At 63.7% G+C, this 14409-nt stretch carries 14 protein-coding genes; 10 read left to right on the top strand and 4 right to left on the bottom strand.

Annotated elements, in window-relative coordinates; genetic code table 11:
- Positions 1-13 precede the first annotated feature (13 nt).
- Together FHX11_RS24620 and FHX11_RS24615 are read left to right on the top strand one after the other, a co-directional pair.
- Complete coding sequence (locus tag FHX11_RS24620; RefSeq protein ID WP_184362257.1) at positions 14-943, top strand: electron transfer flavoprotein subunit alpha/FixB family protein; 930 nt, start codon at positions 14-16, stop codon at positions 941-943.
- Between the two features lie 148 nt (positions 944-1091).
- Positions 1092-1970, top strand: a complete 879-nt coding sequence (locus tag FHX11_RS24615; RefSeq protein WP_184362255.1) for a 3-hydroxybutyryl-CoA dehydrogenase — start codon at positions 1092-1094, stop codon at positions 1968-1970.
- A gap of 35 nt (positions 1971-2005) precedes the next feature.
- Here the strand turns inward: FHX11_RS24615 and FHX11_RS24610 are convergent, their stop codons facing one another.
- On the bottom strand, positions 2006-2671 hold the full coding sequence (locus tag FHX11_RS24610; RefSeq protein WP_184362254.1) for a TlpA disulfide reductase family protein: 666 nt from the start codon (positions 2669-2671) through the stop codon (positions 2006-2008).
- A 23-nt stretch (positions 2672-2694) separates the two neighbouring features.
- On the opposite strand from FHX11_RS24610, the gene argH reads away from it, so the two are divergent.
- From argH to FHX11_RS24590, 4 genes are all read left to right on the top strand, one after another.
- Positions 2695-4095: an argininosuccinate lyase gene (gene argH, locus FHX11_RS24605; RefSeq protein ID WP_184362251.1), complete on the top strand. Its 1401-nt coding sequence runs from the start codon at positions 2695-2697 to the stop codon at positions 4093-4095.
- Between the two features lie 100 nt (positions 4096-4195).
- Complete coding sequence (locus FHX11_RS24600; protein ID WP_184362248.1) at positions 4196-4390, top strand: lipoprotein; 195 nt, start codon at positions 4196-4198, stop codon at positions 4388-4390.
- Between the two features lie 14 nt (positions 4391-4404).
- Positions 4405-5673: a diaminopimelate decarboxylase gene (lysA, locus tag FHX11_RS24595; protein WP_184362245.1), complete on the top strand. Its 1269-nt coding sequence runs from the start codon at positions 4405-4407 to the stop codon at positions 5671-5673.
- A gap of 215 nt (positions 5674-5888) precedes the next feature.
- Positions 5889-8651, top strand: a complete 2763-nt coding sequence (locus FHX11_RS24590) for a TIGR02302 family protein (protein ID WP_184362242.1) — start codon at positions 5889-5891, stop codon at positions 8649-8651.
- Positions 8652-8795: 144 nt separating this feature from the next.
- Here FHX11_RS24590 and FHX11_RS24585 read toward each other — a convergent pair whose 3' ends face one another.
- The 3 genes from FHX11_RS24585 to FHX11_RS24575 all read right to left on the bottom strand — a co-directional run bounded on the left by FHX11_RS24585 (position 8796) and on the right by FHX11_RS24575 (position 10784).
- Complete coding sequence (locus FHX11_RS24585; RefSeq protein WP_028754822.1) at positions 8796-9155, bottom strand: response regulator; 360 nt, start codon at positions 9153-9155, stop codon at positions 8796-8798.
- Positions 9156-9358: 203 nt separating this feature from the next.
- Positions 9359-9907 carry a hypoxanthine phosphoribosyltransferase gene (hpt, locus tag FHX11_RS24580; RefSeq protein WP_184362239.1) on the bottom strand — a complete coding sequence of 183 codons (549 nt, stop codon included), beginning with the start codon at positions 9905-9907 and terminating at the stop codon, positions 9359-9361.
- Positions 9908-10097: 190 nt separating this feature from the next.
- Positions 10098-10784: a hypothetical protein gene (locus FHX11_RS24575; RefSeq protein ID WP_184362236.1), complete on the bottom strand. Its 687-nt coding sequence runs from the start codon at positions 10782-10784 to the stop codon at positions 10098-10100.
- Positions 10785-10993: 209 nt separating this feature from the next.
- Between FHX11_RS24575 and ftsE the strand changes: the two genes are divergently transcribed.
- The 4 genes from ftsE to FHX11_RS24555 all read left to right on the top strand — a co-directional run bounded on the left by ftsE (position 10994) and on the right by FHX11_RS24555 (position 14383).
- Positions 10994-11653 carry a cell division ATP-binding protein FtsE gene (ftsE, locus tag FHX11_RS24570; RefSeq protein ID WP_184362233.1) on the top strand — a complete coding sequence of 220 codons (660 nt, stop codon included), beginning with the start codon at positions 10994-10996 and terminating at the stop codon, positions 11651-11653.
- Positions 11654-11744: 91 nt separating this feature from the next.
- A complete protein-coding gene (locus FHX11_RS24565; protein WP_184362403.1) occupies positions 11745-12692 on the top strand; it encodes an ABC transporter permease in 948 nt (315 codons plus the stop codon).
- Positions 12693-12761: 69 nt separating this feature from the next.
- Positions 12762-13481, top strand: a complete 720-nt coding sequence (locus tag FHX11_RS24560; RefSeq protein ID WP_184362230.1) for a YdcF family protein — start codon at positions 12762-12764, stop codon at positions 13479-13481.
- A 98-nt stretch (positions 13482-13579) separates the two neighbouring features.
- Positions 13580-14383 carry a 1-acyl-sn-glycerol-3-phosphate acyltransferase gene (locus tag FHX11_RS24555; protein ID WP_184362227.1) on the top strand — a complete coding sequence of 268 codons (804 nt, stop codon included), beginning with the start codon at positions 13580-13582 and terminating at the stop codon, positions 14381-14383.
- Positions 14384-14409: the final 26 nt, after the last annotated feature.

Raw genomic sequence — 14409 nt, 5'->3', positions numbered from 1 at the left:
GGAGAACTTCATCATGGCCATTCTTCTTCTGGCTGATCACGACAATGCCCACCTCTCCGACCAGACCGCCAAGGCGCTGACGGCCGCCGCAAAGATCGGCTCGGACATCCACGTCCTCGTCGCCGGTTCGGGCGCCAAGGCTGCGGCGGAAGCCGCCGCCAGGCTTGCCGGCGTCTCCAAGGTGCTGGTTGCCGAGGACGCCAGCCTTGCCAACAATCTCGCTGAACCGCTGGCGGCCCTCATCGTATCGCTCGCCGGTTCCTATGACGTGATCATCGGCGCTGCGACCTCGGTCGGCAAGAACGTGCTGCCGCGCGTCGCCGCCCTGCTCGACGTCGCCCAGGTCTCGGAAATCATCGAGGTGGTGTCGGCCGATACCTTCAAGCGGCCGATCTATGCCGGCAATGCCATCCAGACGGTACAGTCGACCGACGCCAAGAAGGTCATCACCGTGCGCACCGCCTCCTTCGCTTCCGCCTCCGAAGGCGGCTCGGCTTCGGTCGAGACGGTATCTGCGGCGGCCAATCCCGATCTTTCCACCTTCGTCGGCGATGCGCTGTCGACCTCGGACCGTCCGGAGCTGACCTCGGCCAAGATCATCATCTCCGGTGGCCGGGCACTCGGCTCGGCGGAGAAGTTCAAGGAGGTCATCCTTCCCGTCGCCGACAAGCTCGGGGCTGCCGTCGGTGCGAGCCGCGCGGCTGTCGATGCCGGCTATGCGCCGAACGACTGGCAGGTGGGGCAGACCGGCAAGGTGGTGGCGCCGCAGCTCTACATCGCCTGCGGCATTTCCGGGGCCATCCAGCATCTGGCCGGCATGAAGGACAGCAAGGTGATCGTCGCCATCAACAAGGACGAGGAAGCCCCGATCTTCCAGATCGCCGACTACGGCCTCGTCGCCGACCTCTTCGAGGCACTCCCAGAGCTCCAGAAGGCGCTGTGAGTCAAGCGATCCTCTTCTTTCGCAGTTGCGAAAGACTGGAAAATCGTACTTTATAGGGCTATCAATCTTGCCGGGCTAGAAATAGTCCGGCAAATTTATGACGAAAAGCATTTCGCGCCATCAAGAGCGCGCCGCCGGGGAGTTGGCAATGAGTTCGCTGAAGACGATCGGTGTTATCGGTGCCGGCCAGATGGGCTGCGGCATTGCCCATGTGTCGGCCTTGGCCGGCTACAAGGTGCATATCTACGATCTGTCGCAAGACCGCATCGAGAGCGGCCTTGCCACCATCAACGGCAACCTTGCCCGCCAGGTCTCCTCCGGCAAGATGACTGACGAGGAACGCAAGGCGGCGCTGTCGCTGATATCGGGCTCCGCCGATCTCAACGATCTTGCCCAGGTCGACCTCGCCATCGAGGCGGCGACCGAGGACGAAAGCGTCAAGCGCAAGATCTACGCCCAGGTCTGTCCAGTTCTGAAGCCCGAAGCGCTGCTCGCCACCAACACCTCGTCGCTGTCGATCACCCGGCTCGCCTCCGCGACCGACCGGCCGGAGCGCTTCATGGGTATCCACTTCATGAACCCGGTGCCGGTGATGAAGCTGGTCGAACTGGTGCGCGGCATCGCCACCGATGAATCGACCTTCGCCACCGCCAAGGACTATGTCAGCTCGCTGGAAAAGACGATTACCGTGGCCGAGGACTTCCCGGCCTTCATCGTCAACCGCATCCTGCTGCCGATGATCAACGAGGCGATCTACACGCTTTACGAAGGCGTCGGCACCGTCGATGCCATCGACACCGCCATGAAGCTCGGCGCCAACCATCCGATGGGCCCGCTGCAGCTCGCCGATTTCATCGGCCTCGACACCTGCCTGTCGATCATGCAGGTGCTGCATGACGGCCTCGCCGATTCGAAATATCGCCCCTGCCCGCTGCTGGTGAAATATGTCGAAGCCGGCTGGCTCGGCCGCAAGTCCGGCCGCGGCTTCTACGACTATCGCGGCGAAGTGCCGGTTCCGACGCGGTAAAATAACCCTCGCCCCAGCGGGGAGAGGGAAGAATATCAAATCCCCACCGCCGCCTTGATCAGCTTCTTCGCGTCCTCGCTATCCCAGGCCGCCGGGCCGTTCATGGCCGAGACCAGGCAGCCCTTGTCGTCGATCAAAAGCGTCACCGGCAGGCCAAAGGCCAGGCCCTGCTTCTTCAGCGTGTTGAAGACACCCATGGTGCCATCGCGATAATAGCCGAGCTTGTCGATACCGTAATCGGTACGGAACGCCTTCGGCTTTTCGTCGTCGCCGGTATCGATATTGACGGCGACCACCTCGAACTTGTCGTTGCCCATGCTCTTCTCCAGCGCGTTCAGAGCCGGCATCTCCTCGCGGCAGGGCACGCACCAGGTCGCCCAGACATTAAGCAGCAGCGTCTTGCCGGAGAAACTGCCGATCGACAGCGGCTGGCCGTCCGGCCCCTTGAAGGAAACGTCCCGCAGCGAGATCGGCGTCTGCGGCGGCGCCATGGCAGCAACCTGCCCCTTGGTGAACGGCGTCAGCGCCGCGGAGCGCTCCTTGGCCGCCTCGCACTGCCCGGCCGAGGCCGTTTCACCAATGCCATTGCCATACCCCGCTTCCTTCACGTATACCGCTGCCGCACCTGCGATGACCCCGGCGACGGCGGCGAGCAGAACGAGTTTCACGGATGGCAGAGCAAACGGCTTCTTCGCTGTCATTACATTCTCCAGGTAGGCATCTCATGGCTGACGGCACGGACACCAAATCCTCCAACCAGATGTGGGGCGGACGTTTCGCCTCCGGCCCCGCGGCGATCATGGAGGAGATAAATGCATCGATCGGTTTCGACAAGAAGCTGTTTGCGCAGGATATCCGCGGCTCCATCGCCCATGCGACCATGCTCGCCCATCAAGGCATCATTTCAGCCGAGGATAAAGACAAGATCGTTCACGGGCTGAACACGATCCTGTCAGAGATCGAGAGCGGCAATTTCGAGTTTTCCCGCAGCCTCGAAGATATCCATATGAATGTCGAGTCCCGGCTTGCGACCCTGATCGGCCCCGCGGCCGGACGGCTGCACACCGCCCGCTCGCGCAACGACCAGGTGGCGCTCGATTTCCGCCTCTGGGTCAAGGAAGAGCTGCAGAAATGCGAGCAGGCGCTGACCGGCCTGATCGCCGCCTTCCTCGACCGCGCCGAGGAACATGCCGACACCGTCATGCCCGGCTTCACCCACTTACAGACGGCGCAGCCGGTCACCTTCGGCCATCATTGCATGGCCTATGTCGAAATGTTCGGCCGCGATCGCTCGCGCGTGCGCCACGCCATCGAGCACATGGACGAATCGCCGATTGGCGCCGCCGCTCTTGCCGGCACCGGCTTCCCCATCGACCGCCACATGACCGCCAAGGCGCTCGGCTTCCGCGAGCCGACCCGCAATTCGATCGACACCGTCTCCGACCGTGACTTCGCCATCGAATTCCTGTCGATCGCCGCCATCGCCGGCATGCATCTGTCGCGGCTCGCCGAAGAGATCGTCATCTGGTCGACGCCGCAATTCGGCTTCGTGCGCCTGTCCGACGCCTTCTCCACCGGCTCCTCGATCATGCCGCAGAAGAAGAACCCGGATGCCGCTGAGCTGGTGCGCGCCAAGACCGGCCGCATCAACGGCTCGCTGGTGGCGCTCCTGACCATCATGAAGGGCCTGCCGCTCGCCTATTCCAAGGACATGCAGGAAGACAAGGAACAGGTCTTCGACGCCGCCGAAAGCCTGGAACTGGCGATTGCCGCCATGACCGGCATGGTGCGCGACATGACGATCAATACTGCCCGCATGAAGGCCGCCGCCGGCTCCGGCTATTCGACCGCGACCGACCTTGCCGACTGGCTGGTGCGCGAGGCGGGCCTGCCCTTCCGCGATGCCCATCACGTCACCGGCCGCGCCGTGGCGCTCGCCGAAAGCAAGTCCTGCGATCTCGCCGAACTGTCGCTGGAAGAGCTGCAGGCGATCAACCCCGCGATTACGGCCAAGATCTTCGACGTCCTGACCGTCGAGGCCTCGGTTGCCAGCCGTAAGAGCTTCGGCGGCACGGCACCGTCGGAAGTGCGCAAGCAGATCGCCTACTGGCGCGCCCGCAACTGAGTGGGCCGCCGGAAACCACAGTCACACAATCGGGGTGCACAAGCCGCGGAAACTTCGCTATGAAGGACTGCTTTCGCGTTAGCCGCCCAAGAGGATTTCGATGCAGATCAACATGCCGCACATCATCCGCCTGACCGTCGTTGTCTCGGTCATCGGCCTTGCCGTCGTCGGATGTGGCCGCAAGGGCGATCTCGATCCGCCGAGTGCGGCAGCGACCAAGGGCGGCGACGTCTCCAAGCCGACGAAACAGCCCGGCACCGAGGACAAGAAGTTCCTCCTCGATCCGCTTCTCTAAGCAGGCCCAGACCCGTGAACCATTTCCAGTACCGCGACGGCATTCTCTACGCCGAGGACGTTCCCGTTCCCGCAATCGCCAAGGCGGTCGGCACGCCCTTCTACGTCTATTCGACGGCGACGCTCGAACGGCACTACCGCGTCTTTTCCGAAGCCTTCAGCGATGTCGACGCCATGGTCTGCTACGCGATGAAGGCCAATTCCAACCAGGCGGTGCTGAAGACGCTCGGCCGGCTCGGTGCCGGTGTCGACGTCGTTTCCGTCGGCGAGCTGCGCCGCGCACTGGCTGCGGGCATTCCGGCGAACCGCATCATGTTCTCCGGCGTCGGCAAGACCGCCGGGGAGATGGACGTCGCGCTCGAAGCCGGCATCTACTGCTTCAACGTCGAATCCGAGCCGGAACTGGAAGTGCTGAACCAGCGCGCCGTCCGCGCCGGCAAGATCGCTCCCGTTTCCTTTCGCATCAATCCCGACGTCGATGCCCGCACCCACGCGAAGATCTCGACCGGCAAGAAGGAAAACAAGTTCGGCATTTCCTGGGAGCGCGCCCGCGCCGTCTATGCCCGCGCCGCCAGCCTGCCGGGTATCGACGCCACCGGCATCGACATGCATATCGGCAGCCAGATCACCGAACTGCAGCCCTTCGAGGACGCCTTCAAGCTGCTGCGCGAACTGGTCGAGACGCTGCGCGGCGACGGCCATGCCATCCATCACGTCGATATCGGCGGCGGCCTCGGCATCCCCTATCGCGACGACAATACGCCGCCGCCGCTGCCGGACGCTTATGCCCATATCGTCAAGGATCAGCTTCGCGGCCTGAACTGCAAGATCGTCACCGAGCCCGGCCGCCTGATCGTCGGCAATGCCGGCATCCTGGTGACGGAGGTCATCTATGTGAAGGACGGCGGCGACAAGAGCTTCATCATCGTCGACGGCGCCATGAACGACCTGATCCGCCCGACGCTCTACGAGGCCTATCACGAGATCCGCCCCGTCGAGATCACCGCCGCCAACGCACCGCGCATCAAGGCCGATATCGTCGGCCCGGTCTGCGAAACCGGCGACTATCTGGCGCTCGACCGCGAAATGGCCATGCCAAAGCCCGGCGATCTGCTTGCCGTCAGCTCCGGCGGCGCCTACGGCGCGGTCCAGGCCGGCACCTATAACAGCCGGCTTCTGGTGCCCGAAGTGCTGGTCAAGGGCAGCGATTTCCACGTCATCCGCCCGCGCCGGACCTATGAAGAGCTGATCGGCCTCGATTCGATCCCCGCTTGGCTCGACTGAAGCACTAAGGCGCCCTGGGCGGCGCAATCACGTTTCGGCGAGAACCGGTGAAAAAGTGGCCTTTCCCGCCGCTTGCCCTCGTCTTCGCCACAAAGAATGTTATCTTTCCCGAAAGGGCGTCTCGCCGGGCGCCATGATCGCGGGCGTGTGGGACGCCCCGACATCTCCAGCGAGCCAGCAGCCGTCAACATCAGATCGGGGAGAAAACCGGACCGATGACCAGCCCCAGCAACCCTAGAAAGGGCGCTTTCGCCAGCCGTCCGGCGCTGGCGCGGATGGTTGCGGTCAAACGTCTCTTCGCGCGGTTCGTGCTGGTCGTGGAGCAATTGCTGCCGCTATCGCTGCTGCCGCTGTCGATCCTGGCGCTTTTTCTCGCAACCGCGTGGTTCGGCCTCTTCCGTATAGCGCCGGACATGGTGCGCCTCGGCCTGCTTGCCGGCTTCGCCCTTGCCTTCGTCGCCGCATGCCTTGCCTTCCGCCGCCTGCATTGGCCCTCGGTCGCACAGGCCGACCGGATGCTGGAGGAGCGCAACGGCCTCCCGCACCAGCCCGTGACCGTGCAGGAAGAAGAACCGGCCTTCGACACGCCCTTCGCGCGGGCGCTATGGCGCGAGCACCAGACCCGTATGGCCGCGCGCATCGCCGCTCTCGATGCCGGCCTGCCCCGGCCCGATATCGCCCGCTACGATCGCTACGCGCTGCGCACCGTTCCGGCGCTCCTGCTGGTTACGGCTTTCAGCTTCTCCATGTCCAACAGCGGGGGATCGCTGAGCGATGCCTTCACCGCCCCGGCCATGATCTCGAACAGTCCCGATATACGCGTCGACGCCTGGGTGACGCCGCCCTACTACACCGGCGAAGCCCCGGTCTACCTCACCGGCAATACCGCCAATGGCGCCGACAGCATCAGCGTTCCACAATTCTCCGAGCTCACCGTGCGCGTCACCGGCGCGTCGAGAAACGAGAAAGTGCTGTTCCAGGCCGCCGGCAGCGACACGCCGACGGAAATCGACGAACAGGCCGCGGACGCCGGCAAGCAGGCGCCGGCCGGCGCGCCACCGGCTCCGCCTGTCGCCCAGCCGGCGGCCGATAGCGCCGCATCCGGAACCGGATCGGAGCCGATGATCGCCCGCACGCATGTGCTGAAGCTCGAAAAGGGCGGCGAGCTGAGCGTCAACGGCAAATCCTGGACCTTCCGGGTGATGACCGACAAGCCGCCGGAAATCACCTTCGACGGCATTCCGCATGCGGCGCCCAGCAACGCGCTCGAGATCGGCTTCAGGGTGAAGGACGACTACGGCATCGAGGAGGCTCACGCCGAGATCGTGCCCGTCGGAGCCGATCAGCAGGCCAAGCCGCTGTATGGCCTGCCGGAATACAGGCTGGAGATTTCGCGCCGCGACCGCCGCAACGGCAAGGGCCTCGCCAGCCACGACCTGACCCAGGACCCGCTTGCCGGCAAACGCGTGCGCATCACGCTCGTCGCCCGTGACGGCGCCGGCCAGACCGGCCGCAGCGCGCCCTATGAGATGATCCTGCCCTCACGCAATTTCAGCCAGCCGCTCGCCGCCGCCGTTGCCGAGGAGCGCCAGGTCTTCGCGCTCGATATCCGCAAGATGCCGGAGGCGATCGAGCTCAACAAATCGCTGACGATCCGCCCGGATGAAACCATCCCCGATCTCGGCGACTATCTGCTGATCAAATCGGCCTTGACACGCATGAAGCTCGCCAGCGGCGATGCCGCGCTGAAGGACACCGCCGATTATCTCTGGCAGATCGCGCTCGGCATGGAAGACGCGCAGCTCACCGACGCCGAGAAGGCGCTGCGCGACGCACAGCAGAAGCTCTCCGACGCCCTGCAGCGCAATGCCTCCGACGCCGAGATCAAGAAGCTGACGGACGAGCTGCGCAAGGCGATGAACGCCTATATGAAGGAGCTCGCCGAGCGCATGAGGAACATGCCGGCGCAGCCAAACCAGAAGTCGGCCAACATCTTGCGCCAGCAGGATCTGCAGCGGATGATGGACCAGATCGAAAATCTCGCTCGCTCCGGCAACCGCCAGGCGGCGCAGCAGATGCTGTCCGAGCTGCAGCAGATGATGAACAGTCTTCAGGCCGGTCGGCCGCAGCGCGGCGAGCAACAGCAGCAGGGCGAAGCCAACGACAAGATGCGCCAGCAGATGGACAAGCTCGGCCGCATCCTGCGCGACCAGCAGAAGCTGATGGAGCAGACCTTCAAGCTCGACCAGGCCATGCGCGACCGCATGCAGCGCGGCGATCCCAACGAGGACGGCGACGATGCGCTGAACCAGCCCATGCCGGGTCTGGACGACCTGCCGCAGCCGGACATGGGCCAGCGCAATCGGCAGCAAGGTCAAAATCAACAGGGCCAAGAGCAGCAGGGACAGAACCAGCAGGGCAAGCAGCAGGGCGACAACCCGACCGACGGCATGACCGCCGACCAGTTGCGCGATGCGCTGAAGCAATTGCGCCAGCAGCAGGACGAGCTCGGCAAGCAGCTCGGTCAGCTGCAGAAAGACCTGGGCTCGATGGGCATGAAGCCGAACCAGAATTACGGCAAGGCGCAGCAGGAAATGAATGGCGCCGCCGGCAATCTCGGCAAGGGCAATGGCGAGGCTGCGGTGCAGGGCCAGGGCCGCGCGCTGGAAGCCCTGCGCAAGGGCACGCGCGACATGATGAACCAGCTCATGGCCCAGATGCAGCAACAGCAGGGGCAAGGCCAGGGCCAGCAGCAAGGCATGAACGGCCAAGGCAACCAGAGCGGCCGCGATCCGCTCGGCCGCCGGCTCGACGGTCCTAACTGGTTCAACGATACCAACGAGAACAAGGTGCCGAACATCATCGATCCGCAGCGTGCCCGCGAAATCCTCGACGCCATCCGCGAACGGCTGGGCAACAACCCGACGCTGTCGGAAGAGCGGCGCTATCTGGAGCGGCTGCTCGATATGGGGCAGTAAGCCCCCGGCACGCCTCCGCCGATCCGGCCAGGGCTATCCGCATTAGGCCCTTCTCCCCTCGGGGAGAAGGGGTTGCGCCGCAACGGCCTCATCTCATATGCGATTCCCTACCGTCCAGCGGTGGGGTCTTCCTGTTATGGCCTGTCAGGCCGCCAGGGCGCGGGCGACCGCCTTGCGGATATCCGGCAGGGCGAAGGGCTTGGAGACGACATCGACGATCTTTTCCATCAGGTCGTCGGCGCGCTCACGCTGCTCGGCATAGCCGGTCATCAGCAGGATTTTCATGCCGGGGCAGGTCGAGGCCGCCTGATGCGCCAGCTCGATGCCGTCCATGACCGGCATACGGATATCGGAGAGCAGCAGGTCGTAGGCGCCCTGCTTCAGTTTTTCCAGACCTTCGGCGCCGTCGGCCGCCTCTTCGGTCTCGTGGCCGTCCAGGCGCAGGGCCCGGGCGACGAAGGTGCGAAGAGAATCCTCGTCTTCCGTGATCAGAATTTTTGCCATGGTCTATGCTCCGTGGTCCGTCATGTTCCGCGACCGAAATCACCAGAATTCCGTTTGCGATCGGTAAACGACGGCGGTGCGATGCAATCCCGTGGTTAACGCTTCGTCATCGCTGGAGCAAATTGGGACAGTGCGCCGGAGCGCTGCATTAACCGAGAACCGGCGCTTGTTTTCAGGCAGGAAACAAGCGCGCGGTGTGGCAATCAGGCCTCGGCATCGCCGGTGACGACACCGACGAAAGGCAGTTCACGGAACGCGTAGGCGACATCCATGCCATAGCCGACGACGAAATAATCGGGGCATTCGAAGCCGACATAATCGGCCTCCAGCTCCTCCTGGCGCTTGACGCTCTTGTCGAGCAGCACGGCCAGCGTGACGTTGCGCGCGCCACGCTCATAGAGCAGTTCCTTGGCGAAACGCAGGGTGCGGCCGGATTCGAGGATATCGTCGATCAGCAGTACGTCGCGGTCTTTGACGTCGCTGTCGATATCCTTGACGATACGCACGCCCTGGGAAACCGTGCCCGCGCCGTAGCTCGAAAGCGTGATGAATTCGACTTCCGGCGCCAGCCCCGTGTCATGCAGCGCGCGCAGCAGGTCGGCGGCGAAAATGAAAGACCCCTTGAGGACGGCGATGACGAGGAGATCCTTCGTCGGGCCGCTGGCGATCTGCTGCGCCATGGCCTTGTTGCGCTCGGCGATCTGCTCGGCGGTGAAAAGCGGCTCGATATTCTTCCCGCGTACGACAGGCATTGATGGGCATGCTCCATGGCTGTGCTGCGGCGCTTGTCCGCTGGTCAAGCCTTAGCCCGTAGCACAATCGCGGCGGCCGACACAGCCCCAAAAGCAATTCCAGGAAAAGTGCGCAGCGGTTTTCCGTCCGGAATTGCGTAAACGCAAAGAGATAGAACGGTTCCGCGATTCCATGAAACGCGGAACCGTTCTATGGCATGAAGGAAAGGCGAATATCCGGCGTTTTTCCACCGGGATGCTGCAATCGCGTGGAAAAACCGCGGCTTTCATGTGGGCCGATACGGTCGACCGGCGGGTCCACCACGATGCTCGCCAACAGCTGCTCGCCGGAGACGAGATCGGCACGCACGAGCGGCACGGAGAGCGTGGCACCGGTCTGGTTCTCGATGATCCCGTTAAGGGTGAGCACCCGAAGGCCGTTTTCGTCGCGTGGCGTCAGCGTCACATGCGAAAATTGCAGAGGCTCGGAGGCCGATGGCGCCGGCGTGGCGGACAGTCCGGAAAAACCGCCGGCAAGCCCGAAAACCAGCACGGCAAGGGCGGCGATCAGAGCCACGAAACTGCGCCGCGATGCCTGCTGCAGCCAGATCTCGATAAAGCGCAAACCGGCGATGGCAGAAACAAGCGCACCGCCCCTGACCCGCCGGGGCGGCAACGCCTCGTCAAAACCTCTGCCTCGAAAACCCGCGTCGCGCGCAGCTTTGTCACGAAAATCCTTACCATGACCGCGGCCGGGAATAACGGTCACGAATTCGGCATCGACGATATCGGCTGCCCGTTCGGTGCGATGCGGCGGCCGGGCACGCGATCCGCGCTCGGGCGGTATGAGGTCGTAGACCAGCCCCGCCTGCTGCCGATGGTGGCGAAAAGCGCCCATGGCGACCTCCCTTTCCGGTGATCCACATGGTTTCCACGCCCACCTGAATTCTGGGCATTGAAACGAATCCTGCCCAGTCGTAAATTTTAATGGTTAATGCTTCGCAAAGATCGCCATGAATGGGGCGCCTTTCCAGAAAAATTTACCGTCTGTTAACGCTGTTGGTTAACAAGTCGCCTGATTGAACACCCGCGAGACTGGACTGCCCGTTGATTCACTTTGAGAACGTCGGTTTGCGCTATGGCATGGGTCCGGAAATCCTCCGCGACCTGACCTTCGACATTCCGAGAAAATCGTTCCAGTTCCTGACGGGCCCCTCCGGCGCCGGCAAGACCACGCTGCTGCGGCTGCTCTTCATGTCGCTGCAGCCGACGCGCGGGCTGATCCGCATGTTCGACCGCGAGGTTTCCTCGATCCCGCGCAATGAACTGCCGATGCTGCGCCGCCGCGTCGGCATCGTCTTTCAGGATTTCCGCCTGCTCGACCATCTGACCACCTACGAGAACGTCGCTCTGCCGCTGCGCGTGCGCGGCAAGGACGAGAGCTCCTACCGCACCGACGTGCTGGAACTGCTGAAGTGGGTCGGTCTCGGCGAGCGCATCAATGTGCTGCCGCCGGTGCTGTCGGGCGGCGAGAAGCAGCGCGCCGCCATCGCCCGCGCCCTGATCGACCGCCCGGAAATCCTGCTTGCCGACGAGCCGACGGGCAATGTCGATCCGCCGATGGCGCGCCGCCTGCTCAACCTCTTCCTCGAGCTCAATCGCCTGGGCACAGCCGTCGTCATCGCCACGCACGACCTTGCCCTGATGGACCAGATCGAGGCGCGGCGCATGATTCTGTCGGGAGGGCATCTCGATATCTATGACTGAGCCAGCCCCCCGCCGAAGCGCTGCCAACGGCAGAGCCGCCGGCAACACCCAGAGACCCGCCGCGACGCCGCCGGAAAAGAGGCGGCCGGAGATGCGCGTGCGCCCGACCGGGCCGATCGTGCCCTCCTCCAATATCCAGGGCAATGCGCTGATCGTCGTCATCGCCATCATGGCCTTCCTCGCCTGCCTGACGCTCGGCGCCGTCAGCATGGTCCGCTCGACGGCGGCAAGCTGGGAAAGCCAGATTTCCCGCGAAATCACCATCCAGATCAAGCCGGACGACAATCTCGACATGGACAAGGCGCTCGCCAGTGCCCGCGACATCGCGCTTGGCTTCGTCGGCACCAAGAGCGGCCAGATCGTCGACGAGGCGGCGACCGCCCGCCTGCTCGAACCATGGCTCGGCTCCGGCCTCGACCTCAAGGAACTGCCCGTCCCGCGCCTGGTGATCATCACCATTGATGAAACCCATCCGCCCGATTTCGAGGCGATGCGCGGTCTCCTGAAGAGCGAGATACCGCAGGCGACGCTGGACGATCATCGCACCTGGGTCGACCGGCTGGTCTCCATGGCGCACACCACCGTCCTCATCGGCACCGGCGTCCTGCTGCTGGTCTTCACCGCCATGGTGCTGACGGTCGTCTTCGCCACGCGGGGCGCGCTTTCGGGCAACCGCCATATCGTCGAGGTGCTGCATTTCGTCGGCGCCGACAGCACCTTCGTCGCCACCGAATTCCAGAAGCATTTCCTCAAGATCAGCCTGAAGGGCTCGGCCGCCGGCAGCGCGCTCGCCGCCCTGTTCTTCGCCATCGCCGGCCTTCTGCAACGCAGCACGATCGCCACGCCGCAGACCGACCAGGCAACGGCTCTCTTCGGCACGTTTTCGGTCGGCACCCTCGGCTATCTCGGCATTCTCGCGACCATGATCATCATCGCGCTGCTCACCACGGCGACCGCGCGCTTCACCGTCATGCGCACCATCGACGAGATCGATCTGGTCCGCTCCGACCCCGGAAGAACCGAAAATGCACAGGGCTGACGGTTTGCTAACCAATTTTTATGGTCCGATGGCCCGTTCCTTGCCGCATTTCGCGTATAATGACGAATCATGAGCATGGACCTGACGACTCGCAAGGCTGTGAGTACGCAAACGTTGTGGGAGCGCTTCCACCGCGACAGGCCAGTGCGGCGCAGTTTTTTCCGACGCTTTCTGCGCTGGGGCGGCTTCGCCTTCATCTTTCTGGTCGCCATCGTTTTCGGCGGCTTCCTGCATTTTGCTGATTCGATCACCACGCTCCGGCCGCCGCTGGAGCCGAAGGCGGATGCCATCGTCGTCCTGACCGGCGGCTATCAGCGCATCGACCAGGCCGTGGAACTGCTGCGCTCCGGCGCCGGCAACCGGCTGCTGATCTCCGGCGTCCATCCGACGACCACGCCGTCGCAGATCCGCAAACTGACGCAGAGCCCCATCAATCTCTTCAATTGCTGCGTCGATGTCGGCTATGACGCCCTCGACACCATCGGCAATGCGCGCGAGGCGGCAAAATGGATTCATGCCAGGGGCTACAAGAGCATCCTGGTCGTGACCAACAACTACCATATGCCGCGCAGCCTGGCGGAACTGAAATATGTGGACCCGGCCACGGATTTCATCCCCTATCCGGTGGTCAATTCCGATCTCAAGACCAAGAACTGGTTCACCGACCCCAATGCGCTGCGCACCATGGTCTCCGAATATGCCAAGGTCCTGCTCGCCGGCGCCCGCAATCTCACCGGCCTCGGGCGCCCGCTCGGCCTGCGGTCGCGCGGCCCAGGCGACGACGACTGAGAGATCCGGACACCGTCGCGGCGACTTTTTATTGACAGCGTAATCGTGTAGGCAAAGCTTCGGATACCGGCGCGAGCCGGCATATTGGGAAAGCCTTGATGATCACGCTGCGTTCGATCCTGTTCAATATCGTCTTCTATGCCAATCTGATCATCCGGATGATCGTGCTCACGCCGATCTACTTCCTGATGCCGCGCAAGGCCGCCTATGCGATCCCCAAGGCCTGGGCGAGATCCAGCACCTGGCTGATGGAAAAGATCGTCGGCACGACATATGAGATCGAGGGCCTGGAGAACATTCCCAAGGGCAGCTACATCTTCGCGCCGAAGCACCAGTCCTTCTGGGATACGTTCGCGCTGCTGCCCTATCTCGACGATCCGGTCTACATCCTGAAGCGCGAGCTGATGTGGATTCCGCTGTTCGGCTGGTATGCGAAGAAGCAGCGCATGATCCCGGTCGACCGCAGCGCCCGCGGCAAGGTGATGTTCGATGTCCTGAAGCGGACGCGCGAGGAGCTTTCCACCGGCCGGCAGCTGATCATCTATCCGGAGGGAACCCGCCGGCCGCCGGGCGCCGAGCCGGTCTACAAATACGGCATCGCCCGCATGTATCGCGATCTCGACATTCCGGTGGTCGCCGTCGCCATGCACCCCGGCCTGTTCTGGCCGCGGCGCACCTTCCGCAAATATCCCGGCCACTTCAAGGTGCGCATCCTGCCGCCGATCCAGCCGGGCATGGACCCCGACGCCTTCTTCGAAAAGCTTGTCCACGACACGGAAAAGGCCAGCGACGACCTGCTCGTGGAAACCATCGCCAGCAACCCGCATCTGCCCATACCGCCGACGGCGGCGCGGCGGCTGGCCGAGATCGACAAGGCCAAGATGGCGGCCGCAGCGGGTTAGGCTGAACGCCTTCCAGCGGAGAGATG

The sequence above is a fragment of the Rhizobium sp. BK602 genome, assembly GCF_014195095.1.
GTDB lineage: Bacteria > Pseudomonadota > Alphaproteobacteria > Rhizobiales > Rhizobiaceae > Rhizobium.
Note: the sequence above shows the minus strand (reverse complement) of the source record. Positions and strands in the feature narration are given on the sequence as shown.

Excerpts from the sequence above, each read along its gene's own strand:
- FHX11_RS24620 (WP_184362257.1), top strand. The coding sequence starts at position 14 with ATGGCCATTCTTCTTCTGGCTGATCACGACAATGCCCACCTCTCCGAC.
- FHX11_RS24615 (WP_184362255.1), top strand. The coding sequence starts at position 1,092 with ATGAGTTCGCTGAAGACGATCGGTGTTATCGGTGCCGGCCAGATGGGC.
- FHX11_RS24610 (WP_184362254.1), bottom strand. The coding sequence starts at position 2,671 with ATGACAGCGAAGAAGCCGTTTGCTCTGCCATCCGTGAAACTCGTTCTG.
- argH (WP_184362251.1), top strand. The coding sequence starts at position 2,695 with ATGGCTGACGGCACGGACACCAAATCCTCCAACCAGATGTGGGGCGGA.
- FHX11_RS24600 (WP_184362248.1), top strand. The coding sequence starts at position 4,196 with ATGCAGATCAACATGCCGCACATCATCCGCCTGACCGTCGTTGTCTCG.
- FHX11_RS24590 (WP_184362242.1), top strand. The coding sequence starts at position 5,889 with ATGACCAGCCCCAGCAACCCTAGAAAGGGCGCTTTCGCCAGCCGTCCG.
- FHX11_RS24585 (WP_028754822.1), bottom strand. The coding sequence starts at position 9,155 with ATGGCAAAAATTCTGATCACGGAAGACGAGGATTCTCTTCGCACCTTC.
- hpt (WP_184362239.1), bottom strand. The coding sequence starts at position 9,907 with ATGCCTGTCGTACGCGGGAAGAATATCGAGCCGCTTTTCACCGCCGAG.
- FHX11_RS24575 (WP_184362236.1), bottom strand. The coding sequence starts at position 10,784 with ATGGGCGCTTTTCGCCACCATCGGCAGCAGGCGGGGCTGGTCTACGAC.
- FHX11_RS24565 (WP_184362403.1), top strand. The coding sequence starts at position 11,745 with ATGCGCGTGCGCCCGACCGGGCCGATCGTGCCCTCCTCCAATATCCAG.
- FHX11_RS24560 (WP_184362230.1), top strand. The coding sequence starts at position 12,762 with ATGAGCATGGACCTGACGACTCGCAAGGCTGTGAGTACGCAAACGTTG.
- FHX11_RS24555 (WP_184362227.1), top strand. The coding sequence starts at position 13,580 with ATGATCACGCTGCGTTCGATCCTGTTCAATATCGTCTTCTATGCCAAT.